At 37.0% G+C, this 21473-nt stretch carries 22 protein-coding genes; all 22 read left to right on the forward strand.

Annotated elements, in window-relative coordinates; all coding sequences use genetic code 11:
* Positions 1–58: 58 nt before the first annotated feature.
* Entirely contained in the window at positions 59–1129 is a 1071-nt protein-coding gene (gene prfA / locus CRO45_RS00275; RefSeq protein ID WP_097147626.1) for a peptide chain release factor 1, read from the forward strand.
* A gap of 2 nt (positions 1130–1131) precedes the next feature.
* Positions 1132–1968 carry a peptide chain release factor N(5)-glutamine methyltransferase gene (gene prmC / locus CRO45_RS00280; protein WP_328588564.1) on the forward strand — a complete coding sequence of 279 codons (837 nt, stop codon included), beginning with the start codon at positions 1132–1134 and terminating at the stop codon, positions 1966–1968.
* A gap of 68 nt (positions 1969–2036) precedes the next feature.
* A complete protein-coding gene (locus CRO45_RS00285; RefSeq protein WP_170949367.1) occupies positions 2037–2636 on the forward strand; it encodes a stage II sporulation protein R in 600 nt (199 codons plus the stop codon).
* Between the two features lie 116 nt (positions 2637–2752).
* Positions 2753–3790 (forward strand): L-threonylcarbamoyladenylate synthase, encoded by a 1038-nt coding sequence (locus tag CRO45_RS00290; RefSeq protein ID WP_097147628.1) that lies wholly within the window; start codon positions 2753–2755, stop codon positions 3788–3790.
* Between the two features lie 385 nt (positions 3791–4175).
* Entirely contained in the window at positions 4176–4460 is a 285-nt protein-coding gene (locus CRO45_RS19855; protein ID WP_141400304.1) for a hypothetical protein, read from the forward strand.
* 182 nt (positions 4461–4642) lie between these two features.
* Positions 4643–5146, forward strand: coding sequence for a manganese efflux pump MntP (locus CRO45_RS00300; protein WP_097147630.1), 504 nt, complete (start codon positions 4643–4645; stop codon positions 5144–5146).
* Between the two features lie 34 nt (positions 5147–5180).
* Positions 5181–5621, forward strand: a complete 441-nt coding sequence (locus CRO45_RS00305; protein ID WP_097147631.1) for a low molecular weight protein arginine phosphatase — start codon at positions 5181–5183, stop codon at positions 5619–5621.
* A 4-nt stretch (positions 5622–5625) separates the two neighbouring features.
* Entirely contained in the window at positions 5626–6933 is a 1308-nt protein-coding gene (locus tag CRO45_RS00310; RefSeq protein WP_097147632.1) for a methyl-accepting chemotaxis protein, read from the forward strand.
* Between the two features lie 514 nt (positions 6934–7447).
* Positions 7448–7885 carry a ribose 5-phosphate isomerase B gene (rpiB, locus tag CRO45_RS00315; RefSeq protein ID WP_097147633.1) on the forward strand — a complete coding sequence of 146 codons (438 nt, stop codon included), beginning with the start codon at positions 7448–7450 and terminating at the stop codon, positions 7883–7885.
* Between the two features lie 81 nt (positions 7886–7966).
* Complete coding sequence (locus CRO45_RS00320; protein WP_097147634.1) at positions 7967–8512, forward strand: TIGR01440 family protein; 546 nt, start codon at positions 7967–7969, stop codon at positions 8510–8512.
* 81 nt (positions 8513–8593) lie between these two features.
* Positions 8594–9838 (forward strand): serine hydroxymethyltransferase, encoded by a 1245-nt coding sequence (glyA, locus tag CRO45_RS00325; RefSeq protein WP_097147635.1) that lies wholly within the window; start codon positions 8594–8596, stop codon positions 9836–9838.
* 228 nt (positions 9839–10066) lie between these two features.
* Positions 10067–12238: a bifunctional diguanylate cyclase/phosphodiesterase gene (locus CRO45_RS00330; RefSeq protein WP_097147636.1), complete on the forward strand. Its 2172-nt coding sequence runs from the start codon at positions 10067–10069 to the stop codon at positions 12236–12238.
* A gap of 179 nt (positions 12239–12417) precedes the next feature.
* Positions 12418–13047 carry a uracil phosphoribosyltransferase gene (gene upp / locus CRO45_RS00335; protein WP_097147637.1) on the forward strand — a complete coding sequence of 210 codons (630 nt, stop codon included), beginning with the start codon at positions 12418–12420 and terminating at the stop codon, positions 13045–13047.
* 123 nt (positions 13048–13170) lie between these two features.
* Complete coding sequence (gene wecB / locus CRO45_RS00340) at positions 13171–14292, forward strand: non-hydrolyzing UDP-N-acetylglucosamine 2-epimerase (protein ID WP_097147638.1); 1122 nt, start codon at positions 13171–13173, stop codon at positions 14290–14292.
* Between the two features lie 484 nt (positions 14293–14776).
* On the forward strand, positions 14777–15160 hold the full coding sequence (locus CRO45_RS00345; protein WP_097147639.1) for an ATP synthase subunit I: 384 nt from the start codon (positions 14777–14779) through the stop codon (positions 15158–15160).
* A gap of 14 nt (positions 15161–15174) precedes the next feature.
* Positions 15175–15888, forward strand: a complete 714-nt coding sequence (gene atpB, locus CRO45_RS00350; RefSeq protein WP_097147640.1) for a F0F1 ATP synthase subunit A — start codon at positions 15175–15177, stop codon at positions 15886–15888.
* Between the two features lie 80 nt (positions 15889–15968).
* Positions 15969–16193 carry a F0F1 ATP synthase subunit C gene (gene atpE, locus CRO45_RS00355; RefSeq protein ID WP_097147641.1) on the forward strand — a complete coding sequence of 75 codons (225 nt, stop codon included), beginning with the start codon at positions 15969–15971 and terminating at the stop codon, positions 16191–16193.
* A gap of 238 nt (positions 16194–16431) precedes the next feature.
* Entirely contained in the window at positions 16432–16953 is a 522-nt protein-coding gene (atpF, locus tag CRO45_RS00360) for a F0F1 ATP synthase subunit B (RefSeq protein ID WP_097147642.1), read from the forward strand.
* Positions 16950–17486: a F0F1 ATP synthase subunit delta gene (locus CRO45_RS00365; protein WP_097147643.1), complete on the forward strand. Its 537-nt coding sequence runs from the start codon at positions 16950–16952 to the stop codon at positions 17484–17486. Before atpF ends, CRO45_RS00365 begins: the two co-directional genes overlap by 4 nt.
* Before the next feature lie 26 nt (positions 17487–17512).
* Entirely contained in the window at positions 17513–19021 is a 1509-nt protein-coding gene (gene atpA / locus CRO45_RS00370) for a F0F1 ATP synthase subunit alpha (RefSeq protein ID WP_097147644.1), read from the forward strand.
* A 52-nt stretch (positions 19022–19073) separates the two neighbouring features.
* On the forward strand, positions 19074–19937 hold the full coding sequence (atpG, locus tag CRO45_RS00375) for an ATP synthase F1 subunit gamma (protein ID WP_097147645.1): 864 nt from the start codon (positions 19074–19076) through the stop codon (positions 19935–19937).
* A gap of 111 nt (positions 19938–20048) precedes the next feature.
* Positions 20049–21464 (forward strand): F0F1 ATP synthase subunit beta, encoded by a 1416-nt coding sequence (gene atpD, locus CRO45_RS00380; RefSeq protein WP_097147646.1) that lies wholly within the window; start codon positions 20049–20051, stop codon positions 21462–21464.
* Positions 21465–21473: the final 9 nt, after the last annotated feature.

A 21473-nucleotide genomic window follows, 5' to 3' on the forward strand; every position in this document is an offset into this window, starting at 1 on the left:
ACGGCTAATAACCGATGATAAATAAACAAATTAAACAGTCTAAATAGAGGTGAAGTACATGTTTGATCGACTGCAAGCGGTTGAAGATCGTTATGAACGGTTAAACGAATTACTAAGCGATCCAGATATCGTTAGCGATAGTAAAAAACTTCGTGAATATTCAAAAGAACAATCAGATATTCAAGAAATGGTTGAAGTTTATCGTGAGTATAAACAAGTAAAACAACAACTAGCAGATGCGAAAGAAATGCTGGAGAACGAAAAAGATCCAGAAATGCATGACCTAGTAAAAGAAGAATTTAATGAATTAAATGCGCAAATTCCAGATTTAGAAGAACGTCTTAAAATTCTTCTTATCCCTAAAGATCCAAACGACGACAAAAACGTTATTATGGAGATTCGTGGTGCTGCTGGTGGGGACGAAGCGAACATTTTCGCAGGGGATTTATTCCGTATGTACACTCGTTATGCTGAAGCGCAAGGGTGGAAAATTGATATTATGGAAGCTACCCCAAACCCTGCAGGTGGATATAAAGAGGTAATCTTTATGATTAACGGTCAAGGTGCGTATTCACGATTTAAATATGAGAATGGCGCACACCGTGTACAACGTGTACCAGCTACTGAATCACAAGGACGTATTCACACTTCAACTGCAACAGTTGCATGTTTACCTGAAGTAGAAGAAGTAGACGTTGAAATCCATGAAAAAGATATCCGTGTTGATACATTTGCATCTTCTGGTGCGGGTGGTCAATCGGTAAATACAACGATGTCCGCTGTTCGTATGACCCATTTACCAACAGGTGTTGTTGTGTCTATGCAAGACGAACGTTCACAAATTAAAAACCGTGAAAAAGCATTAAAGATTTTACGTGCACGTGTAGCTGACATGTATATGCAAGAAGCTCAAAAAGAAGTGGATGCAACACGTAAATCTGCTGTTGGTTCTGGTGACCGCTCAGAACGTATTCGCACATACAATTATCCGCAAAACCGTGTTACAGACCATCGTATTGGATTAACGATTCAAAAGTTAGACCAAATTATGGAAGGTAAGCTAGATGAAGTATTGGACGCATTAGTATTAGAAGACCAATCAGCTAAACTAGCTCACTTAAATGATTAATGATGAAGCATAAAACAATTTTTGAGGCCCTCCATTGGGCTTCTTCTTTTTTAGTGGAAAATGGTCGTGATGAAAATGCAGCACGGATTTTATTGCAACATATCCTTCAAACAAACTATTCCGGTTTAATGATGCGAATACAAGATGCACTTTCCGAAGAGCAAATTAAGCTATTTGAACAATATGTTATTGAGCATGCAAACGGTTGTCCAGTCCAGTACATTACTGGAGTTGAAGAATTTTACGGTAGAACATTTCATGTGGATGAATCGGTTTTAATTCCCCGACCTGAAACAGAAGAGTTAATTTTAGGGGCATTGGAGCGTATTCGTCGACTATTTGGATCGAATAGTGAGGTAAAGCTTGCGGATATCGGCACTGGTAGTGGGGCAATCGCGATAACGATGAAACTTGAGTATCCTTCAGCAAGTGTAACTGCAACAGACATTTCTGAAGAGGCACTCGCAACAGCTAATAAAAATGCTACCGGATTAAATGCCCAGGTTGATTTTCGTTTAGGAGATTTAACTGAACCGATTCAAAATGAGAAGTGGGATGTCGTTTTATCCAATCCACCTTATATCGCTTTTGATGAAGCACGCGAAATGTCAGAAGTTGTTTTGGAACATGAACCACATACCGCTCTATTTGCTGAAGAAAACGGTCTTATCCTTTATCGTAAACTAGCACAATCTTTGCCAAATTTATTAAATAAACCAGCATTAATTGGTTTGGAAATAGGTTATACACAAGGTGAAGAGGTCGCGAATTTCTTTAAAAATAGTTTTCCACAAGCGAAAATTGAAATTGTTAAAGATATTAACAAAAAAATAGAATGATTTTTTGTGAAATAAATGAATAAAAACATTCCTTTCTGACAATCATGGTGTCAGGGAGGAATGAAACTATGTTAAACGATTACGAGATTAAAAGAGAAAACAATCCAATAAACTATCATCCGATTATAAGTGTTCTTAGATTAATAGCAAGCGCAGTGGCTGTGTACTGTGTAATTTTAATGGCTCCACAAGTAATGGACCAAATCTATGAAACTCGTGAAAGTTTTGTAGATGACTCATTAAAAATTCGAGTAGTTGCAAATAGTAATACGGTTGCTGATCAAAGATTAAAAGAAGAAATGGTAGAAAACTTATCTCCGATTTTCCATGAAATTCAGCAAAATGAATTATTAGCATTAAGTAATGATGAAGCATTAGCGAAATTATCAACTGTAATTGAGCAAGACTATGCAGATCAAGATGTGAAAATTACGATTGGACAACATCTAATTCCTGCAAAAGTAGATGTAAATTACTTTTACCCACAAAGTTTATATAATTCTTTAGTTGTTACAATAGGAAGTGGGCGTGGAGACAATTTCTGGTGTACGATTTTCCCAGATGTTTGTGAAGGACCGAGTGCCGCTGAAGATACTGTTGAAGAAAAAGAAGATACGAAAGTTGTATTTGTTATTTGGGAATGGATTTTAAGTTTATTTGGATTTTAATGGTTAATTTTTAGATAATTCGCGTTTTTTAGAAAACTTATTCACATTTTAGATTAAACTATCCACAAGTTGTGAATAAGTATGAGTGAACACGAGTGAAATAAGGAAGTGTCAGTATGAAAACATCTTGTATTTCTGTGGACATAAATGTGGATGATATGGAAAATTATTCACAAGCTGTGGATTTGTTAAATGAAGGGGAAGTCGTTGCATTCCCAACTGAAACTGTTTACGGTCTTGGGGCAGTTGCAACAAATGATGAAGCAGTGAAAAAGATTTTTGCTGCAAAAGGTCGTCCTTCAGATAATCCACTCATCGTACATATAGGAACGTTTGAGGAAGTCTCTAGTTATGTAGAGGAAATTTCTGAGAATGCCAGAAAATGCATGGACCAATTTTGGCCAGGTCCTTTAACGATTGTGATGAAAGCTAAAGAGGGGATTCTTGCACCAAGTGTGACTGCAGGCCTTTCAACTGTAGGTATACGAATGCCTGATCATCCTGTAGCATTAGGCTTATTACAAACATTGAAAAAACCAGTGGCCGCTCCGAGCGCAAACAAAAGTGGAAAACCAAGTCCAACAAAAGCAAAGCATGTTGAAGAAGACTTGGATGGGTTAATTCCCTTAATTCTGGACGGTGGTACTACGGGTATTGGTTTGGAATCAACAGTTTTAGACGTAACTGTTAATCCTCCAGCAATTTTACGTCCTGGTGGAGTGACTAAGGAAATGTTAGAAGAGGTTATTGGCGAAGTCACTCAACCGACATTGTCTGAACAAGATCGCAAAGAAACACCGAAAGCTCCAGGGATGAAATATACGCATTATGCACCAAATGCTCCAGTATACCTAGTTGAGTTAGACAAAGAGACAGTAGGGAATGCAATTCATAAATTGCACCAAGCGGGCGAGGTCGTAGCTTTACTTGGCCCAAGTGAATATAAAGAATTAAAATCCGACCATTTCTTTTCGTTTGGACATGAAGGAAATGTTGATGAAATATCAGCAAATCTTTATGATTCATTACGCGCGTGCGACAAAACAAACGCCACAATTATTTTAGCAACAACTACTTCAAATGAAGGCGTAGGGGCTGCAATTATGAATCGTTTGGAAAAAGCCGCTGGGCGAAAATGGTTTCAAAATGATTAAGTATTTGTAAACTCCACCATATTAGTTGGTGGGGTTTTTTGAGGTTTTTAAGGGGAGCGTCTTCGTAAATCGCATCGAAAAAATGAACGTAAAGTATTTGCGAGACAAAATATAGGAAGTCGTCGGCAAAGTGTCCCGCAAAACTGAGTTGCGTGACAAAAAATGAGCAAAGGATGAAAAAGTGTCCCGCAAAACTGAGTTGCGTGACAAAAAATGAGCAAAGGATGAAAAAGTGTCCCGCAAAACTAAGTTGCGTGACAAAAAATGAGCAAAGGATGAAAAAGTGTCCCGCAAAACCGAGTTGCGTGACAAAAAGTGGGCAAAGGATAGAAAAGTGTCCCGCAAAACTGAGTTGCGTGACAAAAAATGAGCAAAGGATGAAAAAGTGTCCCGCAAAACTGAGTTGCGTGACAAAAAGTGGGCAAAGGATGAAAAAGTGTCCCGCAAAACCGAGTTGCGTGACAAAAAGTGGGCAAAGGATAGAAAAGTGTCCCGCAAAACTGAGTTGCGTGACAAAAAGTGGGCAAAGGATGAAAAAGTGTCCCGCAAAACTGAGTTGCGTGACAAAAAGTGGGCAAAGGATAGAAAAGTGTCCCGCAAAACTGAGTTGCGTGACAAAAAGTGGGCAAAGGATAGAAAAGTGTCCCGCAAAACTGAATTACAAGACTAAAAAATGAAGAAACGCCCTAAAAGTGTAACTAATAAACATTAAAACCTCTAACCTCCAAGTTCAAATGTAAAATAGGATTATCGTCTTTAAATCTATTAAACACAATTACCGGATTTCAACTGATATTGCATGTCCTTTCTGCATAATATGGTAAAAACATTACAAAAGGAAAGAGGACGAGTTTGCAAGAAATTCTAATTGGCCTCGTAGTGGCACTTGATGTAGTAGCGCTTTATCTACTGCTACCTACTGTAAAGCAGCGATTTTTATTGTCACTTTGGACAGCCCTACTGCATATGTTATTTCCGATTATTGGGTTTACAATAGGAAGTATGATGGTTGCGCTATTAATGCAATGGTCCAATGTTATTTCGAGTATTATCCTATTTTTTATAGGGTTACATTTAATTCTATCTACACAGAATAGACAAATAAATCCAATTCCTGTCTCAATTTTAGCGATATCTGCTAGTTTAGACACCTTTTCAGTGAGCGTTTCTTTTGGTATGCTTAATTTACAGAAATATTTATTTATAGCAAGTGCAGGAATTTGGACTTTCTTCCTATCTTATATATCGTTAACTATAGCAAGAAAAGGCCAACGTAAATATAAAGGTAACTCTTTAAAATGGATTGCCGGAATCTCATTAATGCTATTTAGTATTTATGCATTAGTAAATAATTAATAAACAAAATATTTGAGAAAGAGTGAATCGCAGCATGAATATTTATTTTGTTTGTACTGGAAACACTTGTCGAAGCCCAATGGCTGAAGCGATATTAAAACATAAAAATCTTGATGGAATTGAAGTGAAATCTGCAGGAATTTATGCATTAGAAGGAGGAGGAATTTCCGAAAATTCTCGAGCCGTACTAACGAAAGAAGGCATACAATTCGATCATAAAACAAGCCAAGTAAACGCAAATGATATTGAATGGGCGGATCTTATTTTAACAATGACATTAGCTCATAAAGAAATGATACTTCATTCATTTTCAAATGCAGCAGGTAAAACATTTACATTGAAAGAATATGTAACACCTTATAGTTCGAAGGATGTATCAGATCCTTTCGGAGGCGATATTTACACATACTCACAAACATACCAAGAACTTAAAAAACTAATTGATGAACTAGAATCGAAAATCACTGGAGGATAAGTTGATGAACCATCGGACTAACAAAACGTTTAGTTTACGAAAGAAACTTGTTTTATTTGTAACATTATTAGCACTAATTACCTACTCAACTAGTTTTGTATTTATTCATTATTTACATCCTATCATTTTCGCCCAATTTGATTTCCTCTCGAACAAGGCTTTGTTTGAAATTCTTACATACGTTTTAGGTATTGCATGGTCAGGTATTTTAGCGGCAATTTTGGCTGGCGTATTAACAAAACCATTACAACAATTAGAGGCAACAGCGACGCGTGTTGCAGAAGGTAAAATTGGACAAGACGTAATTATGCCGAAAACGCGCGATGAAATTCAATCTGTCGCTGAGGCATTCCAACTAATGCTAGTAAACTTACGTCAAATGGTTGAAAGTATTGATACAAATTTCCAAAAGACAAATACAACGATTATCGAATTGTCTGAGCAAACAAGTGCAGCATCCCAACAAGCTGAAGGGATTGCACTAACAGTTAGTCAAATTTCTCAAGGTGCAGAACAGTCAGCAGATGCAGTGCAGGAAACAGTAGTGGCTATTGAAGATGTGCGTGATTTAGCTTCTGAAGTTAATACTCGCGCATTAAATTCAGCTACTCAGTCAAAACAAATTATTCATGAGCTAGAAACTACTACGGGTTCGATCCAAGGGTTAGTGAATAGTATTCGTCAAATTGTAACTGGAAACGAAGAAGCATTGAAAAACATCCATCATTTAGAGAAAAATGCAGAACAGATTGAGAGAATTATTAGTTTAGTTGGAGATATTGCAGCCCAAACGAATCTATTAGCTCTAAATGCATCCATCGAAGCCGCTCGTGCTGGTGAACATGGAAAAGGGTTTGCTGTCGTGGCAGAAGAAGTTCGTAGTTTAGCCGATGAAAGTGCAAAAGCTGTACAAGGCATTACTTCATTAATTCATACGATGCAAGAAAATGTAAACATCGTTGTAAAACAAATGAACGAACAGGTTACTTTTGCTGTTAAAGAGTCTGCGAAAGTATCAGATACTACGAGATTAGTAGAAAGTATGTCTACTAATGTTCAAGGTATGGCTGATGCCGTTGTGGAAATATCAGGTTTAATAGAAAAACAAATGACAAACATCCAAACAACCGCACACCAATCTCAAGAGGTAGCAGCTATTGCTGAAGAAACTTCGGCAGGTGCTCAAGAAGTACGCAGTTCAACAGAAGAACAAGCCTATGCAATTGAACAAATTGAAACATTATCTCGTGATCTAAAATCACAATCCGATCAACTATACAAAGTTATCCAACAGTTTGACCGGACAAACTAAAGGATTCAAGCACCCAACTAGTTTTGGGTGCTTTTTCTTTGGCACAATTGTGCGAGCACCAAATTGTTTGTGTACCAGGTACGCGAACAATTCAGAATTGTGTGGGTACCAGGTACGCGAACAATTCAGAATTGTGTGGGTACCAGGTACACAAACAATTCTGAATAATCAGATAATAGTATACAACTTATTGGTGCTTAGAAATCATGTGTGTGACGAAATTTTATAAAAAAGTTTCTAAATCCGAATTTGTATTAGCTCAGCGGGAAGTAATGTACCTTAAAGGTGAACGATATATAAATATAGTGAATTAATATTCGTATTTTGTTCAAATATTTTTAGGAAAAGAACGAAATTTCATGTTATTCTTAATTAAAAAGTGGTACACTGTTGATGATAAAGAGTAAAAAGTTTTTCTGTTTTATCAACATAATATAATAATACGTGTTTAGACAGTTCTATTTATGTAAGAATTAGTCTTATAAGAAGAAATAGAATGAAGAGAGGTAATTTTGTGAAAGTAGCCATTTCATCTGATCATGGTGGAAATAATTTAAGAAGAGAAATTATGGAGCTTTTAGATGAGCTTCAAATACAATATGAAGACTTTGGTCCACAAACGACAGATTCTGTTGACTATCCTGACTATGCAAAACCAGTTGCAGATGGAGTTGCAAGTGGAGAATTTGAACGTGGAATTTTAATTTGTGGTACTGGAATTGGTATGTCCATTGCTGCAAATAAAGTAAAAGGGATTCGTTGTGCATTAGTACATGATGTTTTTAGTGCAAAAGCAACGAGATGCCATAACGATTCAAATATTCTAGCGATGGGTGAACGTGTAATCGGACCTGGATTAGCCCGTGAAATCGTAACAGCTTGGCTGAACACTGATTTTGAAGGCGGACGCCATTCACGTCGCGTAGAAAAAATTTCAGAACTAGAAGATTAATACAAGTACCAGGTACACAAACAATTATGAATATTCTGAATTGTTTGTGTACCTGGTACCACAAAAGGAGGAAGTGTTAAGATGGCGACTTTAGATGGAATTCAAAATGAGATGGCACTTCTATTATCAGAACTAGAAAAACAAGTAGAGTTTAAACCAAAACAGCTTTTTGTCGTTGGTTGTTCTACTTCTGAAGTGCTAGGTTCGAAAATTGGAACTGCAGGTGCGATGGAAGTTGCAGAAACACTGTATAAAGAACTACAACATTTTGCACAAAAGCACGACATCTACCTAGCGTTCCAAGGATGCGAACATATCAATCGAGCTTTAACATTAGAATATGAAGCTGCAGAAAAATATGGCTATGAACCAGTTACAGTAGTTCCAGTTAAACATGCTGGTGGTTCAATGTCAGCATATGCATATACACAATTACGTCAACCTGTCGTAGTTGAACATATTCGTGCCCACGCAGGCATTGATATTGGACAAACACTAATTGGAATGCATTTAAAAGAGGTAGCTATACCACTTAGAACATCGGTAAAACAGATTGGTGAAGCGATCGTAACGGTGGCAAAAACTCGCCCGAAACTTATCGGTGGACCAAGAGCTATTTATGAATAGCTGCCTGGCACTCAAACGATTTGGAAAATTCCGAATTGTTTGAGTGCCAGGCACATACAAAAAAAGGGGGAACTTGTGAAAATGGCTTATGAAAAATTAGCAGTACAAGACAAAGCTGTTCTTGAAGGAATTTTAGCAGAGAAAAAACGTCAACAAGCAAATATCGAATTAATCGCATCTGAAAACTTTGTTTCAGAAGCAGTAATGGAAGCACAAGGATCTGTTCTAACAAACAAATACGCAGAAGGATATCCTGGTAGACGTTACTACGGCGGTTGTGAACACGTTGACGTAGTTGAAAATATCGCTCGCGATCGTGTAAAAGAATTATTTGGTGCAAAATTTGCAAACGTGCAAGCTCACTCAGGGGCACAAGCAAATATGGCAGTATACCACACACTATTACAACCTGGGGACACAGTATTAGGGATGAATCTTTCTCATGGTGGTCACTTAACTCACGGTTCTCCTGTTAACTTCTCAGGGGTTCTATATAATTTCGTAGAGTATGGTGTTACAAAAGATACGAATGTAATAGATTATGAGGATGTTCGTGCGAAAGCATTAGAACATAAACCGAAGTTAATCGTTGCGGGAGCATCAGCTTATCCACGTGAAATCGACTTTGCAAAATTCCGTGAAATTGCTGATGAAGTAGGTGCATATTTCATGGTAGATATGGCTCATATTGCTGGATTAGTTGCAACAGGTGAACATCCATCTCCAGTTCCTTATGCACATTTCACAACATCTACTACACATAAAACATTACGTGGTCCACGTGGTGGCTTAATCTTAACAAACGACGAAGAATTAGCGAAGAAAATTGATAAATCAGTATTCCCTGGAATTCAAGGTGGTCCATTAATGCACGTAATCGCTGCAAAAGCTGTAGCATTTGGCGAAGCATTACAACCTGAATTTAAAGAATATACTATTCAATTAAAGAAAAACGCAAAAGCATTAGCTGAAACGTTAATTGCTGAAGGTTTAAAGATCGTTTCAGATGGTACAGACAATCACTTACTATTAGTAAACGTTAAATCAGTTGGCTTAACTGGTAAAGTGGCAGAACATGTTCTAGACGAAGTAGGTATTACATGTAACAAAAACACAATTCCTTACGATGAGGAAAAACCTTTTGTAACATCTGGTATCCGTCTTGGTACTGCTGCTGTTACGAGCCGTGGTTTCGTAGAAGAAGATTTAAAAGAAGTAGGTTTAATTATTGCGAAACTTCTTAAAAATCCAGAAGATGAAGCAACGAAAAAAGAAGCTGCAGAACGTGTGAAGGCTCTTACTGATAAATACCCACTATACGCTTAAGAATTGGGTATCAAATATTTTTTGAATTTTTCTTAAAATTAAACAACATAGAACCGATATATAAGGGTGACTCAAAAAGTTATTAAAAATAACGAAATAGGGTCACCCTTTTCTATTTTATTAGACAATTTATACCAACCGTTCTATTACATAATGCGCATTTACTAAATAATTAATTAAAAGGTAAAATATTCTTACATATGTTTTATTTTCCTGGAGGGAAACGTAATGATTCAACCAATTGAAAAAAACAGAATGGCCCTCTTTCAATCGATTCAATCCATTGGAGATCATACCAATAAGAGTTACGTGCTTTTGGAAGAAAGGAATAACGAATATTTAATTGTATTAGTCAATGAAGCGTTTTGCCAAATGACTGGATACGATAAAGTGGAATTGTTAAATCAAAGTCATAAATTATTATTTTCATATGAAAATAATAAAAACTTAAAAATGTTCGAAGAAACAATGCAGCACGGGCAATTTAAAAAGGTAGATATTTTACTAAATCATAAAAATGGAATGCCATCATTAGTTGATGTGATGTCTATTCCCTTTCGAGATGCCACTAGTAATAGCTACTTAACTTTATTACTTTTTGATGATTTCTCTAAGTATCACTTAAACCATACGTTGCATTACCTAGAAGAACAAATTTATACAGCGATTGAAAAAGAACGAACTTTGTTTAATAAGCTACAAATTATTTGTAACGGTTTAAACGAAGCATTCCAATTTAATACACTTTCAACTATTTTTATTAAACAAGATAAAGAACCTGCGCTACAAATGGTCATGTCACATAACCATGAGCTCGATCAGCTGGTTATTATTGAAAGAAAATCAGAAATTGAGTATTACAAACAATTTATAGAACTAATAGATTCATATCGAATTGAACAAACCAATGATCTAAAAGTGCACAAGTATCATAAAAAAATCGTTGAAGTAAAAGAATTATCAAAGTGCTTAATTATTCCTATAAAAAATCATGCCAATGATCGAATTGGTGTTATTTTTATGTACTTTGATGGGGAAATTTCACATGATGAGTTTGTATACAAAAAATTTATACATAAGATTAATGATTTAATTTCTTTAGCATACATATACGATCAAAAACTAAGGGAAATTTCTTACCTTGCTTATAACGATGTGCCAACAGGAATTCCTAATCGATTAGGGTTTACTGAGAAGTTAAGAGAGTTAGAAGAACGTCAAATTTTTGGGTATATACATATAATTGAGCCAACAGAGTTTACGGAAATCGTAGAGTTATATGGCCGAGATGCAGGCGACGAGTTACTTAAACAGATTAGTAGAAAAATGAAAATGTTGCGCAGAAAAGAAGTGGATTTTATAGGACGATTTTCTAGTTCAAAGATCATTGCTTTTACTAACATTGTTGTCGGAGAAAAAGTCCCTGATTTCGAAGCGATTATGGATATTTTAGTAGAAACGCCATTCATCATTCAAAACAGTCCGGTATACATTACGTTAAAGAACGGTGTGGCCCCATTCAATGAAAAGGTATCTTATAATGACTCGATTCGTTTTGCTGAAAATGCTTTTCGAATGGCGAAAAATAATGCTGGTAACGTAGTCGTAAAATATAAAAATGAAATGGACCAAACCTTAAAAGATAATTTAAGAATTAGTAGTCATTTAACTGAAGCAGTAAAAAATAAAGAGATTATCGTTTATTTTCAACCTAAGGTCAATTTAAAAAATCGAACAATTAGTAGCATAGAAGCACTGGCGAGATGGAACTCTCCAACACTAGGGTTTATTTCACCTCAAAATTTTATGGCGGTTGCTGAAAAAACGGGACTTATACGAGACATAGACTTACAAGTGATTGAACAAGTACTACAGTGGTTTGAAAGTCGTAAGAAAGAAAATAAAAAAGTTGTCCCTGTTGCGGTAAATATTTCACCAGAACATTTCTATTATCCGCGATTTGTTAAGCAATTAGTTGATTTAGTAAAAAAATATAACGCAGATCCATCAAACATCATTATAGAAATAACAGAAAATATGAGCCTAGTGGATTTAGCAAAAGCAAGACATATTATTCAAGATTTAAACAAGAGAGGATTTAAAACGAGTGTTGATGATTTTGGGATGGGCTATTCCTCTTTAAATTATTTACAAGAGCTCCCTATAGCAGAATTAAAAATAGATCGTAACTTTACAATGAAGCTTCAAGACTCGGGGACTTATGCAATTGTCAAAGCGATACTTCAAATAGCCCATGCATTGAATATTGACACTGTTGCTGAAGGTGTTGAAACGGAAGAACAGGCTAGAATTTTAAATGAGCTTGGGTGCGATACAGGGCAAGGTTATTTATTTAGTAAACCTTTGCCTGTAGAGGAATTCGACGATAAACTCGAATGATTATAAAAAGGTGTGGCAATGCTAGAAATTGTCACATCTTTTTGTTTTCCTAAAATGTATAGTCGTTATTGGAGCTGTACACAATCTTGTTGAAAATTGAGTTTCAATCTATACTTTAGGGTTGCATTCATTTTTGTTATACTAATTTAGATTAACAACAGATAGGAGAGATTCCCACAATGGGCAAAGTTTATGTATTTGATCATCCATTAATCCAGCATAAGTTAACGTATATTCGCGATAAAAATACTGGAACAAAAGAATTTAGAGAGTTAGTTGACGAAGTGGGAACACTTATGGCATTTGAAATTACTCGTGATATGCCTTTAGAAGAAATCGAAATCGAAACACCGATTCAAACTGCCAAAACAAAAGTATTATCTGGGAAGAAATTAGCAATTGTTCCTATATTAAGAGCGGGTCTTGGTATGGTTGAAGGTGTTTTAAAACTTATTCCAGCGGCAAAAGTTGGGCACGTTGGATTATATCGTGATCCAGAAACTTTAAAGCCGGTTGAGTATTACGTGAAACTTCCTGCAGATGTGGAGGAACGTGAATTTATCGTAGTTGACCCAATGCTTGCTACTGGGGGCTCTGCTGTTGAAGCGATTAATGCATTGAAAAAACGCGGTGCAAAAAACATTAAGTTCATGTGCTTAGTTGCTGCTCCAGTTGGGGTAGAAGCGATGCAAGAAGCACATCCAGATGTTGATATTTTCATTGCAGCACTAGACGAGAAATTAAACGACCACGGTTATATTGTTCCTGGATTAGGAGACGCTGGGGATCGTTTATTTGGCACGAAATAATAGTATCTTACGTTTTATGTTAAGATAGAGTTGTTTGGAAAGTGTTCCATACCGATAGAGAATCGCGTCCTTTTTTAAAAAAGGGCGTTTCTCTATGAAAATAAAAAAGGTGGTGCAAGTGTCATGAGTAAAAAGTGGAAAGTCATGACCATTTTCGGTACAAGACCAGAAGCGATTAAAATGGCTCCTCTTGTATTAGAACTTCAAAAGAATACTGATAAGATTGAATCGATCGTTGCGGTTACTGCGCAACATCGTCAAATGCTTGACCAAGTATTAGAAACGTTTGAGATTACTCCTGATTACGATCTGAATATTATGAAAGATCGCCAAACGCTTATTGACGTTACAACAAATGCGTTAAAAGGCCTTGATGAAGTAATGAAGGAAGCAAAGCCAGATATAGTCCTTGTACATGGAGATACATCCACAACATTCGTAGGAAGTTTAGCAGCTTTTTATAACCAAATATCGATTGGACATGTAGAAGCTGGTTTACGTACAGGTAATAAGTATTCACCTTATCCAGAAGAAATGAATCGTCAGTTAACGGGTGTTCTTGCTGATCTTCATTTTTCACCTACAGAACAATCAAAAGAAAACCTATTAAAGGAAAATAAAAATCCTGATACGATTTTTGTAACAGGAAATACAGCAATTGATGCATTAAAAACAACGGTTCGTGAGCAATACAGTCATCCGGTATTAGATAAAATAGGTGACGATCGTATGATTTTACTAACAGCACACCGTCGTGAAAACTTGGGCGAACCAATGCGCAATATGTTCCGTGCTATTAAACGGTTACTTTCGGAACATGATGATTTACAAGTGGTATATCCTGTTCACTTAAATCCTGCGGTTCGTGAAGTAGCAGATGAAATCTTAGGCAATGATGAACGCATTCATTTAATTGAACCGTTAGAAGTGTTAGATTTCCATAACTTCGCGGCAAGATCGTTTATGATTTTAACAGATTCAGGTGGAGTACAAGAAGAAGCGCCATCATTAGGAAAGCCAGTTCTTGTATTACGTGATACAACAGAACGACCAGAAGGAATTGCTGCAGGAACATTAAAGCTTGCAGGTACAGATGAGGAAACAATTTATGCTATGGCAAAAGAATTAATAGAAGATTCAAGTGCGTATGAAAAAATGGCACATGCATCGAATCCTTATGGAGATGGTTTTGCATCACGTAGAATTGTAGAAGCATTGATTAATTTCTTGGAAAGTAGTAAATAATACTAATCGATTCCAAAATTCGACAAAGCGTTCATCAAAAGTGACAAAGAATAATAAAGTCAATAATTCATAAATTTTGTCAACAAATTGACAATCTTTCTTGAGTTGTGAAGATTTTCACTATTACCAATTGACATCAATTTTTCACTATTGTATGCTTACAAAGGGTAAGTATGATAAGGGTTTTGGGGAGGTTTAATAACCTCTGAACACTTGTTATATCAAGTTTCTACTAGATTGGCAGTCAAAACCATTTATTGTCAAATTGCAACGTCATCTAGCGTATAAATGCTATGTGTATTGTGCAAAGTTTACAAAAATAATTAGGATTTTGTTTATTCGAGATATTTCGACCTTGTGTATACGAAATTCTAATAGTCTAAACGCTATTTAAATCCTAAAATGTAAACGTTCACTTGATATCACGTAAAAGTGATAACCGACTGCATGTTTACTCGAAAAAATGTTCAGGAGATATAGTCCAATGCTAGATTTGCATCACATTTTTATAATACAGAAGAAAGCGCTCTTTTTTTTGCTAGCACTCTGTATTTTAGGTTGGGGATTAACGCCTTTCGGATCCATATTCCTGGGAATAGGTTTAGGTGCATTCTTTGGTACATATAACTTTTGGATACTTACTCGACGTATGGACAGGTTTGATCGGAACCTTGAAAAAGGGAAGAAAACCGCTTCTCTTGGAACAGCATTACGCTTTGGGTCAGGTGTTGCAGCAGCAGCTGTCGCGCTTACGTTGCCAAAATATTTTCACTTAATTAGCACAATTATTGGGCTAATGATTCCGTACGTAGTCCTATTTATAGGATCATTCGTATCTTTAGTTAAAAACAGTAACAATGGAAAGTGAGGTGAAATGTAGTAATGAGTCATGGAGTTCCAGAGATTACACTAGGCTTTTTAACATTTAACTTATCTACAGTTTTAATGTTATTAATTACAGCGGCTATCGTATTTATTATCGCGGTTGTTGCCACTCGTAATTTAAAACTAAAGCCAACAGGTATGCAAAACTTCTTTGAGTGGATTATGGATTTTGTTAGAGGAATTATAAATAGTAACATGGACTGGAAAACAGGTGGTAGATTCCACATTTTAGGTATTACACTTATTATGTTTATCGCAGTCGGCAACCTTTTAGGGTTACCACTCGGAGGGGTATACATCTACGGTGACCTTTGGTGGAAATCACCGACAGCTGACCCAGTTGTTACAATGACTTTAGCATCGATGGTAATGGTACTTGCCACTTATTACGGAATTCGTATGCGTGGTGCAAAACACTACTTTAAAACATTTATCCAACCAATGCCATTCATGTTCCCACTGAAAATTATTGAAGAATTTGCAAACACATTAACATTAGGTCTACGTCTTTACGGGAACATTTACGCAGGGGAGATCTTACTTGGTTTACTTGCTGGACTAGCAGGGTCAGGTATTTTAGGTTTCATCGGTGCAATTGTTCCAACGATGGCATGGCTTGGATTCTCGATTTTCATTGGATTTATCCAAGCGTTCATCTTCACTATGTTAACAATGGTTTATATTTCACACAAAGTGAGTACAGACCATTAATAATAAAAGCTTTTAGTGTTTCACATTAGATGCTTTAAAAAAAATAAAACCAAACACAATTCCAAGGAGGAAATTTACAAATGACAGGTTCAATAGGTTTATTAGCAGCAGCAATTGCTATCGGTTTAGCAGCACTAGGTGCAGGTATTGGTAACGGTATGATCGTATCACGTACAGTAGAAGGTATCGCTCGTCAACCAGAAGCTAAAGGTACTCTTCAAACTACAATGTTCATCGGGGTTGCATTAGTAGAGGCATTACCGATCATCGGTGTAGTAGTAGCATTTATCGTAATGAACCAATAATTGTTGTTCTTATTGATAAGAATGGCGAAGCGTTATTTTCACAAAAACTTCGCCATTCATTTTATTGAAAATAGGCAAGCGCCTATTTGTTTTATGAAAATGAATGTAATGTGATTTTTTAAAATAGAATGAGCGTCTTCTAGCTCAAATATTTATGGAAATAGTTAGTTCCATCTGTGTGCGAGCGACATTGAAAGACGCAAAGTGAATTTAAGCTCTTGAAGGGAGTGAAACAATCGTGTTTTTAGATAAATTTGTATTGAATGCAGGTGCTGAAGCATTCAATGGCGGTGACGTAGTTGCTACTCTTGTTATCTTCTTAGTATTAATGTTCCTTCTTAAAAAATTCGCTTGGGGTCCATTAATGGGCGTCATGAAACAACGTGAAGAATTAGTTGCTAGTGAAATTGATGCAGCTGAAAACGCTCGCAAGGAAGCAGCAAAAACATTAGAAGAACAAAAAGCATTATTAAAAGAAGCTCGCACAGAAGCTCAAACAATTGTTGAAAGTGCGAAAAAACAAGGCGATATTCAACGTGATGAAATTATCTCAGCAGCTCGTGCGGAAGCAAACCGCTTAAAAGAATCTGCTGTTCGTGAAATCGAAACAGAAAAAGAAAAAGCAATCCTTGCTGTTCGAGAAGAAGTCGTTTCACTATCAGTTCTTGCGGCATCTAAAGTTCTTGGTAAAGAAATTTCAGAAGAGGACAATAGCGCATTAATTAAAGAAACGATTGCGAAGGCGGGCGAAGCGAAATGAGTAGATCGCAAGTAGCTAAACGTTATGCAGAAGCTCTATTTCAATTAGCTCAAGAAAAAAAGGCTCTTGCAGAAGTAAGTAGTGATCTGAAGGAATTAGTTAAAGTAATTGACACAAACCCAGAGTTAGTTTCATTACTTGCTAATCCAAAGTTCTCTATTGAACGTAAGAAACAAATCGTAGCTGAAATTTTCTCAAATGCTCATAAAATTGTAGTAAATACTCTTGAACTATTAATCGATAAGAAAAGAGTCAATGAACTAACAAACTTAGCAGAAGAGTTTTCAGTATTAGCAGCTGCAGCAGAAGGCGCAGCTGACGCAAAAGTTTACTCGACTCGTGCATTATCAGATGTAGAATTAAGTGAAATCTCATCTGCATTTGCAACTCGTGTTGGTAAAGTAAAATTAAACATAACAAACGAAATCGATCCTTCACTTTTAGGTGGAGTACGCGTTCAAATCGGCAACTACATTTTTGATAACACTGTAGCAAGTAAGCTAGAGGGATTAAAACGTACGTTAGTTGGTTAATAAAAGAAATGTGAGAGGTGACATTCATGGGCATCAAGGCTGAAGAAATCAGCGTGCTGATAAAAAAGCAGATTGAAAATTACCAATCTGAATTAGAAGTAAGCGAAGTTGGTACGGTTATCACTGTCGGTGACGGTATCGCTCGTGCTCATGGCCTCGACAACGTCATGGCTGGAGAATTATTAGAATTCTCTAACGGTGTTATGGGTATGGCTCAAAACTTAGAAGAAGGTAACGTTGGTATCATTATTCTAGGTAACTACCTTGGCATCAAAGAAGGCGATGAAGTTCGTCGTACAGGTCGTATCATGGAAGTTCCAGTTGGTGAAGAACTAATTGGTCGTGTTGTAAACCCACTAGGACAACCAGTGGATGGACAAGGTCCTATCAATACTACAAAATCTCGTCCAATCGAAAGCCCAGCTTTCGGTGTTATGGCTCGTAAATCAGTACACGAACCATTACAAACAGGAATTAAAGCGATTGACGCTCTTGTTCCAATCGGACGTGGTCAACGTGAGTTAATCATCGGTGACCGTCAAGTTGGTAAAACATCGATTGCAATCGATACAATCCTTAACCAAGCAGACCAAGATATGATTTGTATCTACGTTGCTATTGGTCAAAAAGAATCTACAGTTCGTGGCGTAGTTGAAACATTACGTAAACACGGAGCTCTAGATTACTCAATCGTAGTAACTGCATCTGCATCTCAACCAGCTCCATTATTATACTTAGCTCCTTATGCTGGTGTATCTATGGCTGAAGAGTTCATGTTACAAGGTAAACACGTATTAATCGTATATGATGATTTATCTAAACAAGCAGCAGCTTACCGTGAGCTTTCATTATTATTACGTCGTCCTCCAGGTCGTGAAGCTTACCCAGGTGACGTATTCTACTTACACAGTCGTTTATTAGAACGTGCTGCAAAATTAAACGAAACATACAAAAATGGTTCGATTACAGCTCTTCCATTCGTTGAGACACAAGCTGGGGATATCTCTGCTTACATCCCTACAAACGTAATCTCAATCACTGATGGACAAATTTTCTTACAATCTGACTTATTCCACTCAGGTGTACGTCCTGCGATTAACGCCGGTTTATCTGTATCACGTGTTGGTGGATCTGCTCAAATTAAAGCGATGAAAAAAGTTGCTGGTACACTACGTCTTGACTTAGCTGCTTACCGTGAACTTGAAGCGTTCGCTCAATTTGGTTCAGATTTAGATAAACAAACTCTTGCAAAACTTGAGCGTGGTAAACGTACGGTTGAAGTTCTTAAACAAGATCTTAACAAACCAATTAAAGTTGAAAAGCAAGTAACAATTCTTTATGCATTAACAAAAGGTTTCTTAGATGATATTCCAGTACAAGATATCACTCGTTTTGAAGCTGAATTATACAGCTGGTTAGAAGTTAACCACACAAACGTTTTAGATCATATTCGTACGACAAAAGAACTTCCTTCTGATGCTGATATGGCAGCAGCTCTTAACGAATTTAAAAAGACTTTTGCAAAATCAGAATAAGGTCGATTCGCTAGTACAATGTGATTAAAAATGAAAAGGTGGTGAAATACCGGTGGCAAGTTTACGTGAGGTCAAAAATCGTATTAACTCTACGAAGAAAACGAAAGCAATGACGAAAGCGATGCAAATGGTTTCTGCTTCTAAGAAAACACGTGCAGAGCAAAATGCTAAAAGTTATGTTCCTTACATGGAGAAAGTACAAGATGTTGTTTGTGCAATTGCTTCAGGTACAACTGATGCTTCACATCCAATGTTAGTATCTCGTCCTGTCAAGAAAACGGGCTATATCATTATTACTTCTGACCGTGGTTTAGCAGGAGCTTATAACTCAAGCGTTATTCGTGGATTAGTTAATACGTTAAATCAACGTCATAAGTCAAAAGATGAGTATGTCATTTTAGCGATTGGTCGTGTAGGTAAAGATTACTTTGCAAAACGTGATTACAACGTTGTTGACAGTGTAGTAGGACTTCCTGACCAACCTTCATTCTCAGACGTAAAAGCAATCGCTCGTAAAGCTGTTGGTATGTTCGCTGAAGGTACATTCGATGAATTATATATGTACTACAACCACTATATCAGTGTTATTCAACAAGAAGTTACTGAGAAAAAGGTGTTACCAATTACTGATTTAGCACCAGCTTCTGAAGGGGTAACTGCTTCTTATGAATTCGATCCAAGTGCGGAGGCAATTTTAGAAGTGTTATTACCACAATATGCAGAAAGCTTAGTTTTCGGTGCAATTTTAGATGGTAAAGCAAGTGAACATGCTGCTCGTATGACAGCGATGAAAGCTGCAACAGACAACGCAGACGAATTAATTAAATCATTAGATCTTTTATATAACCGTGCGCGTCAAGCGGCGATTACACAAGAAATTACAGAAATTGTTGGTGGAGCGGCAGCCTTAGAATAGGTCTGCGCTTCCCAATGTCCGTTTAAGGTGAAAGCGAAACTTAATCGAATTACTTTATATTCATTACATAGATTCGCTAAATTACCAAACTCGATAGGAGGGCACACAGAAATGAACATAGGACACGTTAGCCAAGTAATGGGTCCAGTTGTTGACGTAAAATTCAGCAACGGCCAATTACCAGCAATCTATAACGCGTTAACAGTTAAGATTGAACGTCCAAACGAAGAAGCTGTAACTTTAACGTTAGAAGTAGCTATTCATTTAGGTGACGACTCTGTCCGCACAATTGCCATGTCATCTACTGACGGTTTAAAACGTGGAGCAGAAGTTACTGACACAGGAAATCCAATCTCTGTACCAGTTGGTGACGTTACTTTAGGACGTGTATTCAACGTACTAGGTGATATTATCGACTTAGGAGAAGAAATTCCAAAAGAATCTCGCCGTGACCCAATTCACCGCGAAGCTCCAAAATATGAAGAATTAACTACAGAAGTACAAATCCTTGAAACAGGTATTAAAGTAGTAGACTTATTAGCACCTTACATTAAAGGTGGTAAAGTAGGTTTATTCGGTGGTGCCGGTGTAGGTAAAACTGTATTAATTCAAGAGTTAATTAACAACATCGCTCAAGGACACGGTGGTATCTCCGTATTCGCTGGTGTAGGTGAACGTACTCGTGAGGGTAACGACTTATTCCACGAAATGAGCGACTCAGGCGTTATTAGCAAAACATCAATGGTATTTGGTCAAATGAACGAGCCACCTGGTGCACGTATGCGTGTTGCCTTAACTGGTCTTACAATGGCTGAATTCTTCCGTGATGAACAAGGTCAAGACGTACTTTTATTCATCGATAATATCTTCCGTTTCACACAAGCAGGTTCTGAGGTTTCTGCCTTATTAGGTCGTATGCCTTCTGCCGTTGGTTACCAACCAACTCTTGCAACTGAAATGGGTAACTTACAAGAGCGTATCACATCAACAAACAAAGGGTCTGTTACATCGATCCAAGCGATCTATGTACCAGCCGATGACTATACTGACCCAGCTCCAGCAACAACTTTCGCTCACTTAGATGCAACAACAAACTTAGAGCGTAAATTATCTGAGATGGGTATCTACCCTGCGGTGGATCCTTTAGCATCAACTTCTCGTGCTTTATCACCTGAAATCGTTGGTGAAGAACACTATGCAGTAGCTCGTGGTGTACAATCTACATTACAACGCTACCGTGAATTACAAGATATCATCGCTATCTTAGGTATGGATGAGTTATCTGACGAAGATAAGAAAACAGTTGAACGTGCTCGTCGTATTCAATTCTTCTTATCTCAAAACTTCCACGTTGCGGAACAATTCACTGGTCAAAAAGGTTCATTCGTACAAGTTAAAGATACTGTACGTAGCTTCAAGGAAATTCTTGAAGGTAAATATGACCACTTACCAGAAGATGCTTTCCGTTTAGTTGGTAGCATTGAAGAAGTTGTTGAAAAAGCAAAAGCTATGGGCGTAGAGGTATAATATTAGGGA

It is taken from the genome of Ureibacillus acetophenoni (assembly GCF_900220965.1).
GTDB lineage: Bacteria > Bacillota > Bacilli > Bacillales_A > Planococcaceae > Ureibacillus > Ureibacillus acetophenoni.